The sequence below is a fragment of the Arthrobacter sp. P1_B3 genome (genome assembly GCF_056406615.1).
The window spans coordinates 25,342-42,665 of record NZ_JBFTZV010000018.1; the positions used below are offsets into that span (position 1 = coordinate 25,342).

Genomic DNA, 17,324 nt, shown 5'->3' on the forward strand with positions numbered 1-17,324 from the left:
CACAATGCAGCAACAACACTCAATCCCCGGCACCCTTCAGGACACGCCGGCGGCGCCGGGCGACTCCATCCCGGTGGTGCCGCTCAGGCACCCGCTCCGGCTGGCGAGCGCCGTCGTCCTCATTCTGGTCGCGCTCAGCGCCGCGTGGGACGTGGCGGTGAACCAGCGGTACCACTGGGACGTGGTCGTCTCCTATCTCTTTGCGCCGCAGATCATCGCCGGGGCCGGGCTGACCATCCTCCTGACCGTGGTGTCCATGAGCGTCGGCATCGCGCTGGGCACGGTCCTGGCGGTCATGCGGCTCTCGGCCAACCCGATCGTGAGCACCATCAGCCGGGGCTACATCTGGTTCTTCCGCGGCACACCGCTGCTGGTGCAGCTGATCTTCTGGTACAACATCGCCGCCCTGTATCCGGTGATCGCCTTCGGTCTTCCCCTCGGCGGACCCTCCCTGGTCCTGGGTTCGGCCAATGTGCTCATCACGCCCCTTGGCGCCGCGCTGCTGGGACTGTCCCTGAACGAGGCCGCCTACATGGCCGAGATCATCCGCGGCGGCATCGGCTCGGTGGACAAGGGCCAGTACGACGCCGCCCGGGGCCTGGGGATGAACGGCAGCCAGCTCATGCGCCGGGTAATCCTTCCCCAGGCGATGCGCGTGGTCCTGCCGCCGACCGGCAACCAGGTCATTTCCATGCTCAAGGGCACGGCCCTGGTCAGCGTCCTGGCGATCTCGGACCTGCTGTACTCGGCCCAGATCATCTACTCCAACAACTACCAAACCATCCCGCTGCTTATTGTCGCCAGCCTCTGGTACCTGCTGATGACAACCATCCTCAGCTTCTTCCAAACCAAACTCGAACGGCGCTATGGCCGCGGCTTCGACGCAGCGCCGCGACGGACCCGCCAGTCAAAGACAAGGACACTACGATGAACACCGCCATGGTGGAAGCCCAGGGCGTCCGCAAGAGCTTCGGCTCAACGGAAATCCTCAAGGGCATTGATCTGAGGGTCGAACGCGGCTCGGTGACCTGCCTGATCGGCCCGTCCGGTTCCGGAAAGACGACCTTCCTGCGCTGCATCAACCACCTGGAAAAGGTCGACGCCGGTCGCCTGTACGTGGACGAACAGCTGGTCGGCTACGCCGAGCGCAACGGGCGGCTCTACGAAATGAAAGAGCGGCAGACAGCACGCTCGCGGCGGACCGCAGGAATGGTGTTCCAACGCTTCAACCTCTTCCCGCACATGACCGTGCTGGAGAACATCGTGGAAGCGCCCGTTCATGTCCTGGGCCGGCCCCGGAGCGAGGTCACCGCCGAAGCGCAGACCCTGCTGGACCGCGTCGGACTCGGTAACCGGGGGCACTCATACCCCCAGGAGCTCTCCGGTGGGCAGCAACAGCGGATCGCGATTGCGCGCGCATTGGCCATGAAACCCAGGCTCATGCTCTTCGACGAACCAACATCGGCGCTCGATCCGGAACTGGTGGGCGAGGTGCTCGACGTCATGAAGTCCCTGGCCGAGGCGGGGATGACCATGGTGGTGGTGACGCACGAACTCGGCTTCGCCCGCCAGGTCAGCGACCAGGTGGTGTTCATGGACCAGGGAGTCGTGGTCGAAAGCGGGGCCCCGGCCGATGTACTCGGCAACCCGCAACACGAACGCACCCAGGCCTTCCTCTCAAAGGTCCTCTAAAACATCAGCAACCAGAACATCAGCCACCCCGGCCGGCCAGCAGGCCGGCCGCACATCAGCCACACCCCGGCCGGCCAGCAGGCCGGCCGCATGAAAGGACACAGCGCCATGTCGCGACAGAAGATCAGCACCGGCCTCGCACCCAGCCCGGCAGGCCCCTATTCCCAGGCCATCGCCGCCAACGGCTTCCTCTACACCGCCGGCCAGACTCCGCACCACCCGGCCACCGGCGAACCTGTCGGCTCCACCATTGAAGAACAGACCGCGCAGACCATGAAGAATCTGGCCGCCGTCCTGGGCGGGCACGGCCTGGACTTTTCCCACGTGGTCAAGGCAACCGTGCATCTGCACCACCCGGGACGGGACTTTGACGGGTTCAACGCAATCTACGCAGAGTTCATCGAAGCCCCCTATCCGGCGCGAACCACGGTGGGGTCGTTCCTGGGGGACTTCCTGGTCGAGATCGACGTCGTCGCGGCCATTCCCTAACGGGTGCGTAGGGCGCGGGCTACGGGCTGGGACTAGGGGAGGGGCTGGGACTGGGGCTGGGGGACCCGGTCCCAGATGGTGTGGCAGTGCTCCCCGGCGTTGCGGGCATGTAGGACTGATATTCGGGCAGCGTGGAGTCGAGGACCGGGAGTTGAACATCGGCCGACGTACCCGTGGAGTCTTCGCTCACCCGGACCGTGACCAAGGAACCGGGAGATCCCGCCGTGGGGTCCAGCATCATGGCCGGGGGTTGGGCCAGGGAGGTTTCGCCGTTGGCCTTGACCGGAATCGATACCTTCGAACCTGTTGCCCCAGTTATGGTGACGGTCGCGTCCGTTGAGGACGTGTTGAATATGGTTCCCATGATCCGTCCGGGCTGGTCCGCTCCGTGGGAGAGGATGAGCATGTCCGCCAGCTTCATCGGACCGACCACGGTGTTGATCCCGTTGGTCGCCGGCGTGATCTTCGCGGTTTCCGCTGGATTGTCGGAGGAGCAGCCGGTCCCGGTCAGAAGAACCATCCCCAGCGTGAGCGCGGCTGCCGCATACCTTATCCCTGCCCGCAAGGCTGTAGTTGCCACGGCCGGCTCCTCTCGGCAGAACGTTGTCTGGTTACCCCCGATTATGGTCCGGGTCGGCGCCGAAATCGAGGGAGCTCCCGCATTGGGGGCTGGAGCAGAAAACCCTTGACGCAGGGCTCGCCGCAGGAGCATATTTAACACATCAGTTAATTAGCAGGAGTGTTAAATACGAAGGGCGCATCCCGATGCCAGTCGATCGGCTCAGCCTCATCTTCTCGGCGCTCGCCGACCCCACCCGCAGGGCCATCCTGGCCCGGCTGGCCGAGGGCGAGGCCACCGTGAATGAGCTGGCCGAGCCCTTCGACATCAGCCTCCCCGCGATCTCCCGCCACCTCAAGGTGCTCGAAGCCGCCGGGCTGATCACCCGGAGCCGGAATGCGCAGTGGCGGTCCTCGAAGCTCGAGGCCGCGCCGCTGCGCGAGGTTGCCGAATACATGGAAGAGTACAGGCGCTTCTGGGATGCCAGCTTCAGCCGCCTCGATGCGCATTTGCGAAAGATCCAGCAAGTTCCCAAGAATCAGGAGCCTGGCAATGAACGTGCAGCAGAACACTCATGAGTCCCACACCCTCACCATGACCAGGGAGTTCGATGCTCCCCGCGAACTGGTCTTCGATGCCTTCACCGATCCGGACCAGCTCGCCGCCTGGTTCGGCCCCGTGGGGGTGGATGCGCCCCGGGACCGGATCGTCGTGGAGCCCCGCGTCGGCGGCGCATGGCACGTGGTCATGGTCTACGAAGAGGACGGCGTCACCAAGGAGGGGCCAATTGACGCCGTGATCTCCGTCTACGACCCGCCGGCGCTCCTGGTGGCTACCCAACGGGCGGAGCCCGACGCCGGCATCACCCTCCGGCCCGAAATGCGGCTTGAGTTCGAGGACCTGGGCGGCCGGACCCGGCTGCACCTTACCCAAGGCCCGTTCGCCAGCGCCGAATGGCTGGACATGACGCGCGAGGGGTGGGGCACCTCGTTCACCAAGCTGGACAAGGTCTTGGCCTAGGCGTAGCGCCCCAGTAGAGGTCTGGCGGACCCCCGCCAGACCTCGGATAAGCCTCAGGGGGACGGTTTTAGACTGATTTGCGGATTGGAGTGCCCAGATACTCCGCAAATAGGAGATCATGGAGCTATGCCGAAAATTCGCGTATCAGAAGCCGCACGATTTCTCGGGGTCAGTGACGACACTGTCCGGCGCTGGACCGAGAACGGAATCCTCACCCCGGTCAAGGATGACTCCGGCCGGCTGGCCGTGGACGGCCTGGAACTTGCCCGCCTCGCCCGCGACCAGGCCCAGCTGCCCGAAGACCCCGCCCGCGTGGGCAGTTCGGCCCGCAACCGGTTCGTCGGCCTGGTCACGGGCATCACCGCGGACAAAGTCATGGCGCAGGTTGAGCTGCAGTGCGGCCCCTTCCGCGTTGTGTCCCTGATGAGCAGCGAAGCCGTCCGGGAACTGGGCCTGGAGCTCGGATCCGTCGCCACTGCCGTGGTCAAAGCCACCACGGTCATCATCGAAACGCCCCACGGAAAGAGCGTTATATGAGCCTGCCCCGCCGGCACGTCACCGCGCTGCTGGTCGCCGGCGCCCTGACCGCGGGCCTGRCCGGCTGCGCCTCCGGCGCGCCCGGGGCCACCGGAGGCAGCACCGCCACGGGCGGCGGGTCCACCACGCCGGCTCTCACCGGAACGATCACCGTCTTCGCCGCGGCCTCGCTGAAGGCGACCTTCACCAAGCTGGCCAGCGACTTCGAGGCGGAGCACCCCGGCACCAAAATCGCGCTGAACTTTGCAGGCTCCTCGGATCTGGTCACGCAGATCACCCAGGGCGCCCCGGCCGACGTCTTCGCCTCCGCCGACGCCAAGAACATGACCAAGCTGACCGACGCGAAACTGACCGACGGCGCCCCGGCCAACTTCGCCACGAACGCCCTGGAGATCGCGGTCCCGCCGTCCAACCCGGCGTCGATCAGCTCGTTCGCGGACCTGGCCAGGCCGGGCGTGAAGGTCGTCGTCTGCGCACCCCAGGTTCCCTGCGGCGCCGCGACCGACACCGTCGAAAAAGCCACCGGCACCACCCTGGCGCCGGTCAGCGAGGAATCCTCCGTCACCGATGTCCTGGGCAAGGTCACCTCCGGCGAAGCCGACGCCGGACTGGTCTACGTCACGGACGTCAAGACCGCCGGCGACAAGGTCAAAGGCATCCCCTTCCCCGAGTCGGACCAGGCCGTAAACACCTACCCGATCGCCACCGTCGGCACGAGCCAGAACAAGAAGCTGGCCGCTGCCTTCATCGCGACGGTGACCGGCAGCGAGGGCAAGAAAGTCCTGAGCGACGCCGGATTCGGCACCCCGTAAAGGACAGCATGAACCGACGCAGCGGCACCGGGTACACCGGCATCCCGCCATGGATTTACGCCATCGCGGCGGCAGGGGCAGTCTTCGTCCTGCTGCCGCTGGTGGCCATGGTGGCCAAGGTCAACTGGCCGCAGTTCATCCCGCTGATCACCTCCGAATCTTCGCTGACGGCACTCGGTCTGAGCCTGCGGACCTCGGCAGCGAGCACTGCCGCCTGCGTCGTCCTCGGTGTGCCGCTGGCGCTCGTTCTTGCCCGGAGCCCGTTCCCTGGCCAGCGGCTGCTGAGGGCCTTCGTCCTGCTGCCGCTGGTCCTGCCTCCCGTGGTGGGAGGCATCGCCCTTCTCTACACCTTCGGACGCCAGGGGCTCCTGGGCAGAAGCCTCGAAATGGCCGGCATCCAGATCGCCTTCTCCACCACCGCCGTCGTCCTCGCCCAGACCTTCGTCGCCCTGCCGTTCCTGGTGGTCAGCCTCGAAGGCGCCCTGCGCACCGCCGGCAACAAGTACGAGGCGGTCGCCGCCACACTCGGGGCACGCCCGAGCACTGTGCTGCGCCGGGTGACCATCCCGCTCGTGCTGCCCGGCCTGGCCTCCGGCGCCGTGCTGTCCTTCGCCCGCAGCCTGGGCGAATTCGGGGCCACCCTGACGTTCGCCGGCAGCCTGCAAGGCGTCACCCGCACCCTCCCGCTGGAGATCTATTTGCAACGCGAAACCGACGCCGACGCCGCCGTCGCGCTCTCCCTCCTGCTGGTCGCCGTGGCTGTGGCCGTCGTCGGGCTCTCTTACCGGCGCCCCCGCGTCGACGCAGCACCGGAAGGGGCATTCCGGTGACCTTTCAGCTGGACGCAACACTCGCTGCACGGGGCTTCGAGGTCTCCCTCAGCCTCGGACCGGCCGAGACCATCGCCATCCTGGGCCCGAACGGGGCCGGGAAATCGACCCTCCTCTCGATCATCTCCGGCCTGCTGCGCCCCGACGCGGGCAAGGCCGTACTCGGCGGCAGGGTCCTGTTCGACCTGGCGGCAGACAAGAACATTTGGAGGGCGCCGCACACCAGGGGTACGGCGCTCCTGGCCCAGGAGGCCCTCCTCTTTCCCCACCTCAGCGCCCTGGACAACGTCGCGTTCGGGCCCCGCAGCGCCGGCGCGTCCAGCGCCGCGGCCCGGGAAACGGCCATGCACTGGCTGGCCGAAGTCGACGCCGGGGACCTCGCCGCGCGGCGCCCCGGACAGCTCTCCGGCGGCCAGGCCCAGCGCGTGGCCGTGGCCCGCGCCCTCGCCGCCGACCCCGAACTGCTGCTGCTCGACGAACCCATGGCCGCCCTCGACATCCATGCCGCCCCGCTGCTCCGCCGGCTCCTCAAACGCGTCCTCGCCGGCCGCAGGGCCATCATCATCACCCACGACATCCTGGACGCACTGATGCTGGCAGACCGGGTGATCGTCCTCGAGGACGGCCGGATCAGCGAGGCAGGACCGACCCGCGACGTCCTCGAAAAGCCACGCAGCCGGTTCGCCGCCGGCCTGGCCGGGCTGAACCTGGTGGCCGGCACCGTCAGTGACGCCGGCGTCACCACCGCCCAGGGGATGGTCGTCGCGGGCCACCACGACGGCACCCTCGGCCCCGGGCAGGACGGCGTGGCGGTCTTCCCGCCCTCGGCAGTGTCCGTGTTCCTCACCGAAGAGCACGGCAGCCCGCGAAACTCATTCCCCGTGAGAATCACGGACCTTGAGCCGCACGGCGATCAGATCCGCGTCCATGCCGGAGGCCTCTTCGCCGACATCACCCCGGCCGCGTCAGCCGACCTCGGCCTCACCCCCGGAATGACCGTCCACTTCGTCATCAAGGCCGCCGCCATCGCCATCTATCCAGCGTAGGCGGCGGGCGGGGCAGCGGCTCGAAAGATGCCGCGGTGGCGGGACGGGCTTACAGACGTTCTGATCGGCGGAGTAGTCTCGGTGCCGGGCGCTGCCGGCGCTGACCGAATCTGTGAGGAAAGGGAACGCTATGACTGGGAAGTATGTGGCGACGTCGACCATCACCATCGAGGCGCCCGCAAGCCGCGTATGGTCCGTGCTCACCGACCCTGCCGCCATCAAGGAGTTCATGTTCGGCACTGATGTCGCGACCGACTGGACGGTCGGCGGACCCATCGTGTGGCGCGGCGTTTGGGACGGCAAGGCGTATGAGGACAGGGGCAGCGTCCTGGAGTTTGAACCCGGCCGGCGGCTCGTTGTCACGCACTTCAGCCCGCTGAGCGGCCAAGAGGATGCGCCCGAGAACTACCACACGCTCACCTGGACGCTCGGGGACCGGGCCGGCGCCACGCAACTGACGCTTTCGCAGGACAACAACGCAAGTGCCGAGGAAGCCGAGCACTCGAAGGGCATGTGGGACAGTCTCGTCAAGGGCGTGAAAGCGATCGCCGAGCGGGATTAGCCCGAGCGGGCTCCCACTGCGGGTTCGGGTACCGGCCGCGGCGCGTGTGGGCTAGGGCAGCCGCGACGGGCGCAGCAGCGTGGCGATGCCGGCCTGCCCGGGCTCGAGCGGCACCGGGCTGACCAACACGGCCGGCCCGCGACTCAGGATGCCGTTGGAGAGCGGTTGGCAGCGCACGCCTCCCCGCCCGCGCATGGCGGCGTGGGCACCCGGGGCGAGCATCCGGTCCATCCAGGCGCAGGGGTGGGCTGGCCGTCCGGCCCGGAGCCGGACCACGTCCCCTCTCGATTCCAGCGCGAACTCTTCGCCGAGCAGGGGAGCGAGGTGTGCGCCCCTGAGGACAACATTGCGCCGGGTCAGGAGCGGGTCGAAGGGCTCGGCTCCCAGCTCCGCGGCCATCGCTTCGAGGGCCTCGATCGAGAGGAGGGTGACGGAGGCGTCCATGTGTGCGGCCTTGCCGAAGAACCGGTCGCCGACGATGCCCTTGCCGGCCACCAGTTCGACGCGGTCCGCGTCTGCGGTGGGGACCTGGGCCGCGCCATCCCGTGCGCGGCCGAAGTAGGCGTGCGCCGGCGAGACGAGGAGGTGCAGGACCTCGACGTCGTACCTGTAACTTGCCGTCATGCCTCCAAACTATCCTTCATCGCCGGCCCGGGCACGCCGATGGTCACAGGGGCGGCGGGGCTGCGGGCCGGCGGCGCGGCGGCTGCGCGGCGGCGGGGCGATTTCGCCGGACACGTGCGGGCTCGCCGCAACCTTCCGGCGAGCTCGCGGGTTTCCGGCGAACTCGACGGTCGGCCGTAGGCCGTGCGCGTAGTGCCGCGGCGGCGGCCATGCCGGCTTAGGGCACGAGCACGATCTTCCCTTTCGCCGCGGTGCTCCCCAGCAGTTCATGGGCGCGACGAACCTCGGAAAGCGGCAGACGCTCGGCCACCACCGGGTGAATCTCGCCGCGGCGGAGCATCTCGAGCAGCGCGAGGAAGTCCGCCTGGAACCAGTCCTGGTGGTGGATGCGCAACTTCTGAATGCGGTAGGACAGCACCTTTCGGCGGGGTGAGAGCACGCCCCAGACCGCGACGCTCCCGGTTGCCGCATACCAGGCGATCACCCCGGGCCAGTTCTTGCGCCCCCGCGTGATGGTGGCGTAGCGGCCGAACACGACCAGCCGTCCGCCGGGCCGCAGTGCGCGGAAGGAGCGCAGCGACAACGGTCCGCCGAGCCCGTCGAGGGCAACGTCCACGCCGTCGCCGGTGAGCCCGCGCACCCGGGCCAGGAAGTCCTCGTTGTGATAGTCGATCGCCACCGCGCCCAGCCGCTCCACCGCCTCACAGTCCGGGCCGGAAGCGGTCCCGTAGAGACGAAGGCCTGCCAGCGCTCCGAGCTCGAGGACGGCGGTGCCTACCCTGCCGGCCGCGCCGTGAACCAGAACGCTCTCCCCGGACTTCGCCTTGGCCGTGCGGTGAAGCAGCTGGTATGCGGTCATGTAGGGGAAGACGAGGCTCACAACCTCGGCCGGGTCGAGGTCCTCGGGCACCGCGACGGCGTACACCTCCGGCACGCAGACGCGCTCGGCGTTGGCTCCCCACACCGTCAGCGCGCCGATTCGGTCTCCCATTCGTACCCGCGAGCAGCCGGGCCCGAGCTCATCAACGATGCCGACGAGCTCGTAGCCGGGCGTGAACGGCGGCTTCGGCCCGCCGAGATACGTGCCGACCCGCAGCTGGGTGTCGGTGAACGAGACACCCGATGCCAGGACTTTGACGCGGACTTCGCCCGGACCTGGCCGGGGATCGTCGACCTCCATTACCTTTAGGACCTCGGGGCCGCCGAAGCGGTCGATCACCACACGCTTCATGGGCTCACTCTACGCTCGCCGCACAGCCGGCACATCGGCTCAATGCCGCGCAGCGTCAGGGCCATTCGGGACAGTTCCGCCGCCCATTGACACGCCCGAGCGTCCCGACTATTCTACAACCAAATGGTTGTAGATCAGCTCCAGGCCCAGCTCAGCGACGAAGAACTTGACCGCCTGTTCCAAGCGTTCGCCGATACGACCCGCCGGGACATCGTGCGGCGCGTGACAATGGGCGCGTACTCGGTCTCCGGGCTCGCTGCCCTCTACGCCATGAGTTTCGCAGCCGTCCAGAAACACGTGGCGGTGCTGGAACGCGCTTCCCTTGTTTCCAAGGAGAAGCGGGGAAGGGAGCAGATTGTGCGGGCCAACCACGACGGACTGCAGCGGGCCCGCCGCCTGCTGGACGAGTATGAGGTCATCTGGCGGCAGCGCGCCGACCGGATCGCAGACCTTCTCGCCGAAACAGCCACAGCAGAACCTGGCAGGACACAGACAGGCACCAGGCAAACCAGGAACACGCAAAGCAACAAAACTGAAGGAAAAACTGAAGGATAGGAAAGGTTCGTCATGACGGTTATCAGTTCAGTCAAGAATCTTGAGGCGCTGAGCCTCACCATAGTCGCCGAGTTCGACGCCGGAGTTGGGCGCGTCTGGCAAATCTGGGAAGACCCGCGCCTGCTCGAGCGCTGGTGGGGGCCTCCCACATGGCCGGCAACCTTCGAGAAGCACGAGTTTGTCCCGGGCGGTGCAGCCAGCTACTTCATGACGGGACCCGAGGGGGAGAAGGCCCGCGGCTGGTGGCGGTTCGTGACGATCGAGGCCCCGCACCGCTTGGAGTTCGACGACGGTTTCGCGGACGACAACGGCGACCCCGTGGCGGACATGGGGACCATCCACGGTGTTGTGACGCTGGAGCCAATCGGCGACCGCACCCGAATGACCATCCTGTCCACGTTCGAGGCGGAGGAGCAGATGGAGAAGATTGTTGCCATGGGCATGGAAGAGGGCATGGGGGAGGCCCTGGGCCAGGTCGACGCGATCCTTGCCGAGTCCGTCAACGCCTGACCTGCAACGCAAGCGGACGACGGCGGGAATCTCCCGCCGTCGTTCGCCAAGCCCCTGTTCAGCCCGGTACGTGCGGCGGTAATATGCCCTGTGGCATTCACGCACGGTTACGCGGCGAACGGCGACCTCCGCATGTACTACGAGGTCCATGGCCATCCGCGTGCCGGAGAGCCCCCGCTGCTGCTGATTCCCGGCGGAGGCTCGAGCATCGAGACCAACTTCGCCGGCCTCATCCCGGCGCTGCTGGCCGAAAGCCTGCAGGTGATCGCCGTCGATGAGGAAGGCCACGGGCGGACCGCGGCGACCGGCCGGCCGCTCACCGCCGAAGACTCGGCCGACGACGTCAAAGCCGTGATGGACGAACTCAACGTCGACACCGTGGACGTGCTCGGCTTCAGCGCCGGAGGCCACACCGCGCTGGCGCTGGCCATGCGGCATCCGGCCTCTGTGCGGTGCCTGATTGCCGCCTCCACCTTCGTTAGCCGGGACGCCGTCAGCGACGAGTTCTGGGACGGCATGGCGAAGGCCACCCTCGATGAGATGCCGGAGGTATACAAGGACGCGGACCGCCGGCTCAATCCGGAGCCCGGACACCTTGAACGGATGTTCGAGCTGGACCGCCAGCGGATCCTGACTTTCGTCGGCTGGCCGGACGCTGACCTGCAGCGCATCACGGCCCGCACCCTGGTGCTGAGCGCCGACCGCGACGTCATCAGCGCAGAGCATTCCGTGCGCATGGCCCGCGTCATTCCGGGGGCACGCCTCATGATCGTGCCCGGCAGCCACGGCGATTATCTTGGCGAGCTGGCCGCGAGCGGCGGGGACCTGCGGGCGATGCGGACCGCTGTCCCCTACCTGCTGCGGTTCCTGGAGGAGTAGGCGGCAGCTAGGGCGGTGCCGGCGTCGACGCCTATTCCGGCGTCGACGTCCTTGCTGAAGCGGACGTCCAGCGCTGCCGGTGAAGCCGCTCAAAGCCGTCCAGGAGCAGGTCGAGGGCGAACTCGAACTCGAACTCGTCATCGCATCCCTGTCCCACCGCGGAGTCCGTGTGCGCGGAGGCCGTGGCGACCTTCAGGATGTTCGGATAACGCTCGGCCATCTCCCGGAACATGGCGGCCTGTGCCTCCGGCGGTACGGCGGGCGGCGCCTCCGCGCTTCCGCCGGCGGAGTCGTCGAACAGCTCCTGGGTGAACCCCCACATGCGGCTGCCGAGGGCATGCATGACGTGATGGGTCAGGTCCACGGAGAAGCCTCCCGCCAGGAACATGCCGATGAACGAGTCCATGTAGCCAAGGACCGCCGGCGTCTTGTTGGTGCGCGACTCCAGGACCTGCCGGCCCCACGGGTGCATCAGGAGTGCCCGCCGCGCCGAGAGCACCCTCAGGCGCACAGCGTCCTTCCAGCCGGCATCGCGGACGGGAGGATCGATCTCGCTGACGAGGGCGTCCACCATGCCGTCGAGGAGTTCCTCCTTGTTGGCCACGTGCTTGTAGAGCGCCATCGGCACGACGCCGAGTTCCTGCGCCAGCCGGCGCATGCTCAGCGCCTCGATCCCCACCTCATCGGCCAGCGCGACGGCGGCAGCCAGGACGCGGTCACGGCTCAACGGTATCCGGCGCGTGCGCTCCGCTTGCTGGGTCATCCGGCCACCTTTCCCTAACGGACCCCTATTGACAAGTGTACGGCGTACACCTAACGTGGCCGCATCAGGTGTACGCCGTACACCCCGCTCATGTACTACCGCCGCCAGCCATCCCAGCCAAGGACTACGCCGTGACAACACATGCCAGCAGCGCCCCCGTTCCCCGCGTCCGCCGCCGCCCCCAGTGGCCTGTGCCTGCCGGATTGATCCTTCTCAGCCTCATTCCGGTGATCGCGGGTGCGGCGCGGCTGACGGAACTGACGGGCGGAGCCGTCGTCACAACCCAGAACGCCAGGTTCTTCGCCTCGCCCGTGCCCGTGGTGACGCACATTCTCAGCGTCACCACCTACAGCCTGCTCGGGGCGTTCCAGTTCCTCCCCGCACTGCGGGGCCGCCGCGGCTGGCACCGGGTGGCCGGCCGCGTCCTGGCACCCGCGGGCCTGCTGGCCGCCCTGTCCGGTTTGTGGATGACCCTCTTTTATCCGCTGCCGCCCGGCGACGGGCCCGCACTTTTCGTCCTGCGAATCGTCTTCGGCTCGGCCATGGCGGCGAGCATCGCCCTCGGAATCGCCGCGGTTGTGCGCCGGGACTTCGTGCGGCACGGCGCGTGGATGACCCGGGGCTACGCGATCGGCGTCGCCGCCGGAACGCAGGCGCTGACGGGCCTGCCGTGGATCCTGCTGGTCGGCCCGCCCGACGAGCCGACACGGGCAGTGCTCCTGGGGTCGGCTTGGGTGATCAACGTTGTGGTGGCCGAGTACGTCATCCGCCGGCGCGCCAGGCGGTTCGTGCGGGTGCCGCGGCCTTCCGGGCGGCCGGCCGTGGCGGGTGCTGTTACGCCGGGCTAGACTGCCGCCGTCGAAGTCGCCGGAAGCGTCCCGGCTCGCCGTACTTTCCCGGCGAAGGGGAGAGATTCCGGCGAGTTCGAGGCCGAGCGCGAGGCCGGCGGGGCGGGTGGGCTGCACCGGCGCGCCACGAGGCCGCCGGAGGCCGCGCCGCTAGACTCACGCGCATGACAATTGTTGACGAGCAGGGCCGCCCGGAACCTCCCCTAGCAGGCGACGAAGCCGCGACCCTCCTGGGATTCCTGGACTTTCAGCGGGCCACGCTGGCGTGGAAGTGCGCCGGACTGGACGCCGCCGGCTTCGGGGCCACTACCGCTGCCTCATCGATGACGCTGGGCGGGCTGCTGAAGCACATGGCCTACGTGGAGGGCGCATGGTTTTCCCATTCCCTGCACGCCCGGGACCGGGAGGCCCCGTTCGACACCGTGGATTGGAAGGCCAACCCGGACTGGGAGTGGGAAACCGCCGCCGGGGACACCCCGGACCAGTTGCGGACCCTGTGGCAGGATGCCGTGGACCGGTCCCGGATCAGTGTCGCGGAGGCCCTGGCCGGCGGTGGCCTGGACCAATTGGCCCGGCGCCCGTGGCCGGACGGGTCGGCGCCGAGCCTGCGCTGGATCCTGTGCCACATGATCGAGGAGTATGCCCGGCACAACGGCCACGCCGACCTCCTTCGCGAGGCCTTGGACGGCGAGACGGGGGAGTAGCCTCGAGGCGGGTCGACGCTACCACCCGTTGCTCTATCAGTCCTGGCGGTCACGGACGCGGAATGACGACCAGGACTGATAGAGCAACCAGGTATTACTGGCGCGATCTAGTATGCCTTGACCCGCTGTTCGACGACGAGGTGGACGAGGGCGAACACGCCGTCCTGGTCGATGGCGGTCAGCGCAGCCTCCAGGGCGGCCGGGACGTCCTGATCCTCGGTCACCGTGATGCCGAAACCGCCGAACGCCCGGGCCATCATGCCGAAGTCGGGGTTCTTCAGCTGCGTCCCCGATACGCGGGACGGGTAGTGGCGTTCCTGGTGCGTGCGGATGGTGCCGTACTCCTGGTTGTCCATCACGATGATGAGCGGTGTGGCTCCGTACTGGGCGGCCGTGGCGAGCTCCTGGCCGTTCATCAGGAATTCCCCGTCGCCGGCGATGGTGACCACGCGGCGCTCCGGGCTGGCCAGCGAGGCGGCGATGGCCGAGGGCACCGAGTAGCCCATGGAGCCATTGCGGGCGCTGATCATCGAGGCGTAGCACCGGGTGGGGAAATACCGGTGCGCCCAGTTGGTGTGCTCGCCCGCCCCGAACGTCACCATGGCGTCCTCCGGCAGCAGCGGCACGAGGTTCGCCATCAGGGTGTCCATTTTTGCGGGCCCGTTGCCGGGTTTCGACGGCGGAAGGCTGGCGAAGGACTGCTGCTCGGCGCGCATCCGGGCCGTCCACGCCTTCCACTCTTCCTTGACGGGCAAGTCGATGTTCACCAGATCCCGGACGAAAGCCTCCGGCTTGGCCAGGATCTGGCGGGAGACCGGGCCGGAGCGGCCGCGCAGCGAGGGATCGATGGTGACCAGGAAGTTCTTCTTGTTCCAGTCCTGCCGGCAGACGAAGCCGTCCGTGATCACGTCCCCCGGGACCGTCCCGACGAAAACAAGCAGATCGGTTTCCTCCAGGAGGTCGTACGTGGGGCGGGGCCGGCCGTAGCCGATCGGTCCCACATAGCTGGGGGAATCGGAGGAGACGGTCCCCTGCGTGCGCCATTCCGCCGCGGCAGGGATGTGGCGCTTTTCCAGCCACCGGGTGAGCTCCCCGGCTGCTTCCTGGGTCCAGTCGTTCCCGCCGGTGACGAAGAGCGGCTTCTTGGACTGTGCCAGGGCTTCGGCGAGGGCGCCGGCATCCGAAGTGCTCATCCCGCCTGCGGCCACCGGGATGGGCGGGTGCAGGGCCGGATCAATCTGTGCGCGGATGATGTCCTCCGGCAGACCCACCACCACTGGCCCGGGACGGCCGCTCATGGCCGCGAACATTGCCTCCGCGACAATCTCGGAGGCCCGCTCGGGGTGGTCGAGGACCATCACGCGTTTGGCCCCCGTGTCGAACCACGCCTTGATGTCGAACTCCTGGAACGCCTCGCGGTCCCGGTGCGCGAACGGAATCAGGCCGACAAAGAGCAGCATCGGGGTGGAGTCCTGCCAAGCGGTATGCAGGCCCACGTGGGCGTTCGCTGCCCCGGGTCCGCGGGTGACCATGGCGACGCCGGGACGCTGGTTCATCTTGCCGTCGGCCTCGGCCATGTAGGCGGCGCCGCCCTCGTGCCGGCAGACCACGGTCTCGATGTCCGAGCCGTGCAGCCCGTCGAGGACGTCCAGGAAGCTTTCCCCCGGGACAACGAAGGTGCGTTCCACCCCGTGCGCCACGAGCGAATCTACAATCACGTGGCCGGCGGACTTGAGGGTGCTGGCGCCGTTGAGGTTATCCAGGATAGCCCCTGGGACCGTCTGTAGGGTTTTGATGGTGTCGCCTTCAACTGGGTGGGTGTCGGTTGCGGTCATGGTGGGTGCAGACTCCGTTTTCATCACTACTTGTCTTCTTGGGTTGTTGGCGGGCATGGCATGTCCGCTGAACTCAGCGGAGCGGTTGCTGATGCCTAGTCTGTTTCCGGTCCGGTGCAGAAGAAGCAGCCGTCTTCGCAACTGTCGTTCGACGCCGGCGGCTTGCCTGTGTTTGCGGCTGGCGGGTCGAGTTCCTGCAGCGTGCTAGTTCGGCCGGGACTGAGCGGGTTTCGTGGCTTCATGGAGGCTTTCAGGTTGTATGTCGGGTTGTGTGACCGGTCGGCAACAGGATGTTCGATTAGCGGATTGGGGTCCGGCTGGCCAGCACTGGCGCGGCGCCCGTGAAGCCGTCGCGGGTTTCGGCGATGTCGTGGATCTGTTTCCGGCAGGCGTACCAGCCGCCTACCATCAGGGCGCAGGCGACCAAGGTCACCAGCAGCGTGAGCGGGGAGTCGATGAAGACCATGACGAGCACGCCGAGCAGGAACACCAGGGAGAGGTACCCGGTGTAGGGGGCGCCGACCATCCGGAAAGAGGGGCGCTCAAGCCAGCCTTTGTCTGCCCATCGTTTGAGCTGGATCTGGCAGAGCACGATCGTGGCCCAGGTGACGACGATGCCTACGGAGGCGACGTTCAGGACGATCTCGAACGCCTGGCCGGGGACCAGGTAGTTCAGCGGGACCCCGAGGAGGGAGACTCCGGCGGTGATGGCGATGCCGCCATAGGGGACACCGGCCTTGTTCATCCGCTGGGCGAACTTCGGGGCGGATCCGGCCACTGACATGGAGCGCAGGATGCGGCCGGTGGAGTACAGGCCGGCGTTCAGCGAGGACAGGGCGGCCGTGAGGACCACGAGGTTCATGATGACGTCCACGCCCTGGATACCAATGGATCCGAAGAACGTCACAAACGGGCTGACGCCTTTTTCGTACGAGGTGTAGGGCAGCAGCAGGGCGAGCAGAATGACCGAGCCGACGTAGAAGACGGCGATGCGGAAGACCACGGAGTTGATGGCCTTGGGCATGATCCTTTCGGGGTTCTTGGTTTCGCCGGCGGCGGTGCCGATCAGTTCGATCGAGGCGTAGGCGAATAGCACGCCCTGCATGAGGATGATCATGGGCAGCAGGCCGTTGGGGAAGATGCCGCCGTTGTCGGTGATGAGACTGAAGCCGACTTCCTGGCCTTCCACGGGGGTTCCGAACATGACGAAGTAGGTGCCGATCAGCAGGAACGCGACGAGGGCCGCGACTTTGATCAGGGCGAACCAGAACTCGAGCTCGCCGAACACCTTGACGGAGACGAGGTTGAGGCAGAGGACCACGACGAGGGCGATCAGCGCCCACGCCCACTGCGGTACGGCCCCCATCCAGGGGATATATTTGCCGAAGAAGTTCATGTAGAGGGCCACGGCGGTGATGTCCACGATGGTGGTGGTGGCCCAGTTGATCCAGTAGAACCAGCCGGAGATGAACGCGGCTTTCTCTCCGTAGAATTCGCGGGCGTAGGACACGAACGATCCTGACGAGGGCCGGTGCAGCACCAGTTCCCCCAGGGCGCGCAGGATCAGGAACGCGAAGAAGCCGCAGACGGCGTAGGCGATGACCAGTGACGGGCCGGCCGCGTTGAGCCGGCCGCCGGCGCCCAGGAACAGGCCGGTTCCGATGGCGCCGCCGATCGCGATCATCTGGATCTGCCGGGGCTTCAGGCTCTTGTGGTATCCCGAGTCCTCCGCATGGATCAAGGCATCCGAAGCGTGGGCGTGGCCACCATCAGCCTGGTACAAGCCAACCTCGTCATTGGGGTTGTTGGGCATGGGTGTTCCTTTCGA

At 67.3% G+C, this 17,324-nt stretch carries 21 protein-coding genes; 15 read left to right on the forward strand and 6 right to left on the reverse strand.

Annotated features, from left to right (window positions below):
* Window positions 1-4 precede the first annotated feature (4 nt).
* The 3 genes from AC1D2F_RS17185 (at window position 5) to AC1D2F_RS17195 (ending at window position 2,181) form a co-directional block, all read left to right on the forward strand.
* Window positions 5-931, forward strand: coding sequence for an amino acid ABC transporter permease (locus AC1D2F_RS17185; protein ID WP_476967251.1), 927 nt, complete (start codon window positions 5-7; stop codon window positions 929-931).
* Complete coding sequence (locus tag AC1D2F_RS17190) at window positions 928-1,692, forward strand: amino acid ABC transporter ATP-binding protein (protein WP_290369418.1); 765 nt, start codon at window positions 928-930, stop codon at window positions 1,690-1,692. Before AC1D2F_RS17185 ends, AC1D2F_RS17190 begins: the two co-directional genes overlap by 4 nt.
* A 108-nt stretch (window positions 1,693-1,800) precedes the next feature.
* The gene (locus AC1D2F_RS17195; protein WP_229996190.1) at window positions 1,801-2,181 is read left to right on the forward strand and encodes a RidA family protein; all 381 of its coding nucleotides are present in this window, start codon (window positions 1,801-1,803) and stop codon (window positions 2,179-2,181) included.
* Between the two features lie 19 nt (window positions 2,182-2,200).
* Here the strand turns inward: AC1D2F_RS17195 and AC1D2F_RS17200 are convergent, their stop codons facing one another.
* Window positions 2,201-2,761, reverse strand: coding sequence for a hypothetical protein (locus AC1D2F_RS17200; protein WP_476967252.1), 561 nt, complete (start codon window positions 2,759-2,761; stop codon window positions 2,201-2,203).
* A gap of 185 nt (window positions 2,762-2,946) precedes the next feature.
* On the opposite strand from AC1D2F_RS17200, the gene AC1D2F_RS17205 reads away from it, so the two are divergent.
* The 7 genes from AC1D2F_RS17205 (at window position 2,947) to AC1D2F_RS17235 (ending at window position 7,547) form a co-directional block, all read left to right on the forward strand.
* Window positions 2,947-3,318 carry an ArsR/SmtB family transcription factor gene (locus tag AC1D2F_RS17205; protein WP_229996085.1) on the forward strand — a complete coding sequence of 124 codons (372 nt, stop codon included), beginning with the start codon at window positions 2,947-2,949 and terminating at the stop codon, window positions 3,316-3,318.
* Window positions 3,293-3,760 carry an SRPBCC family protein gene (locus AC1D2F_RS17210; RefSeq protein WP_476967253.1) on the forward strand — a complete coding sequence of 156 codons (468 nt, stop codon included), beginning with the start codon at window positions 3,293-3,295 and terminating at the stop codon, window positions 3,758-3,760. Before AC1D2F_RS17205 ends, AC1D2F_RS17210 begins: the two co-directional genes overlap by 26 nt.
* A 126-nt stretch (window positions 3,761-3,886) precedes the next feature.
* Entirely contained in the window at window positions 3,887-4,297 is a 411-nt protein-coding gene (locus AC1D2F_RS17215) for a TOBE domain-containing protein (protein ID WP_476967254.1), read from the forward strand.
* Entirely contained in the window at window positions 4,294-5,109 is an 816-nt protein-coding gene (modA, locus tag AC1D2F_RS17220) for a molybdate ABC transporter substrate-binding protein (RefSeq protein ID WP_476967255.1), read from the forward strand. The genes AC1D2F_RS17215 and modA overlap by 4 nt, the downstream gene beginning before the upstream one ends.
* A gap of 8 nt (window positions 5,110-5,117) precedes the next feature.
* Complete coding sequence (locus AC1D2F_RS17225) at window positions 5,118-5,939, forward strand: ABC transporter permease (protein ID WP_364744183.1); 822 nt, start codon at window positions 5,118-5,120, stop codon at window positions 5,937-5,939.
* Complete coding sequence (locus AC1D2F_RS17230) at window positions 5,936-6,985, forward strand: sulfate/molybdate ABC transporter ATP-binding protein (RefSeq protein ID WP_229996080.1); 1,050 nt, start codon at window positions 5,936-5,938, stop codon at window positions 6,983-6,985. Before AC1D2F_RS17225 ends, AC1D2F_RS17230 begins: the two co-directional genes overlap by 4 nt.
* Window positions 6,986-7,115: 130 nt before the next feature.
* A complete protein-coding gene (locus AC1D2F_RS17235) occupies window positions 7,116-7,547 on the forward strand; it encodes an SRPBCC domain-containing protein (protein WP_476967256.1) in 432 nt (143 codons plus the stop codon).
* Between the two features lie 51 nt (window positions 7,548-7,598).
* Here AC1D2F_RS17235 and AC1D2F_RS17240 read toward each other — a convergent pair whose 3' ends face one another.
* Together AC1D2F_RS17240 and AC1D2F_RS17245 are read right to left on the reverse strand one after the other, a co-directional pair.
* Window positions 7,599-8,171 (reverse strand): MOSC domain-containing protein, encoded by a 573-nt coding sequence (locus AC1D2F_RS17240; RefSeq protein WP_476967257.1) that lies wholly within the window; start codon window positions 8,169-8,171, stop codon window positions 7,599-7,601.
* 217 nt (window positions 8,172-8,388) lie between these two features.
* Window positions 8,389-9,402 (reverse strand): medium chain dehydrogenase/reductase family protein, encoded by a 1,014-nt coding sequence (locus AC1D2F_RS17245; RefSeq protein ID WP_364744177.1) that lies wholly within the window; start codon window positions 9,400-9,402, stop codon window positions 8,389-8,391.
* Window positions 9,403-9,525: 123 nt separating this feature from the next.
* Between AC1D2F_RS17245 and AC1D2F_RS17250 the strand changes: the two genes are divergently transcribed.
* From AC1D2F_RS17250 to AC1D2F_RS17260, 3 genes are all read left to right on the forward strand, one after another.
* Window positions 9,526-9,957: an ArsR/SmtB family transcription factor gene (locus tag AC1D2F_RS17250; RefSeq protein WP_364744174.1), complete on the forward strand. Its 432-nt coding sequence runs from the start codon at window positions 9,526-9,528 to the stop codon at window positions 9,955-9,957.
* Window positions 9,958-9,969: 12 nt separating this feature from the next.
* The gene (locus tag AC1D2F_RS17255; RefSeq protein WP_229996114.1) at window positions 9,970-10,467 is read left to right on the forward strand and encodes an SRPBCC family protein; all 498 of its coding nucleotides are present in this window, start codon (window positions 9,970-9,972) and stop codon (window positions 10,465-10,467) included.
* A 90-nt stretch (window positions 10,468-10,557) separates the two neighbouring features.
* Window positions 10,558-11,346: an alpha/beta fold hydrolase gene (locus AC1D2F_RS17260; RefSeq protein WP_476967258.1), complete on the forward strand. Its 789-nt coding sequence runs from the start codon at window positions 10,558-10,560 to the stop codon at window positions 11,344-11,346.
* Between the two features lie 31 nt (window positions 11,347-11,377).
* Here AC1D2F_RS17260 and AC1D2F_RS17265 read toward each other — a convergent pair whose 3' ends face one another.
* The gene (locus AC1D2F_RS17265) at window positions 11,378-12,109 is read right to left on the reverse strand and encodes a TetR/AcrR family transcriptional regulator C-terminal domain-containing protein (protein WP_476967259.1); all 732 of its coding nucleotides are present in this window, start codon (window positions 12,107-12,109) and stop codon (window positions 11,378-11,380) included.
* A 131-nt stretch (window positions 12,110-12,240) separates the two neighbouring features.
* Between AC1D2F_RS17265 and AC1D2F_RS17270 the strand changes: the two genes are divergently transcribed.
* Window positions 12,241-12,957 carry a DUF2306 domain-containing protein gene (locus AC1D2F_RS17270; protein WP_476967260.1) on the forward strand — a complete coding sequence of 239 codons (717 nt, stop codon included), beginning with the start codon at window positions 12,241-12,243 and terminating at the stop codon, window positions 12,955-12,957.
* 164 nt (window positions 12,958-13,121) lie between these two features.
* Window positions 13,122-13,661: a DinB family protein gene (locus AC1D2F_RS17275; protein WP_229995770.1), complete on the forward strand. Its 540-nt coding sequence runs from the start codon at window positions 13,122-13,124 to the stop codon at window positions 13,659-13,661.
* Between the two features lie 107 nt (window positions 13,662-13,768).
* On the opposite strand, the gene AC1D2F_RS17280 is transcribed toward AC1D2F_RS17275, so the two are convergent.
* Window positions 13,769-15,496, reverse strand: a complete 1,728-nt coding sequence (locus tag AC1D2F_RS17280; protein WP_476967261.1) for a thiamine pyrophosphate-dependent enzyme — start codon at window positions 15,494-15,496, stop codon at window positions 13,769-13,771.
* A 298-nt stretch (window positions 15,497-15,794) separates the two neighbouring features.
* On the reverse strand, window positions 15,795-17,309 hold the full coding sequence (locus tag AC1D2F_RS17285; RefSeq protein WP_364744165.1) for an amino acid permease: 1,515 nt from the start codon (window positions 17,307-17,309) through the stop codon (window positions 15,795-15,797).
* Between the last annotated feature and the right edge of the window lie 15 nt (window positions 17,310-17,324).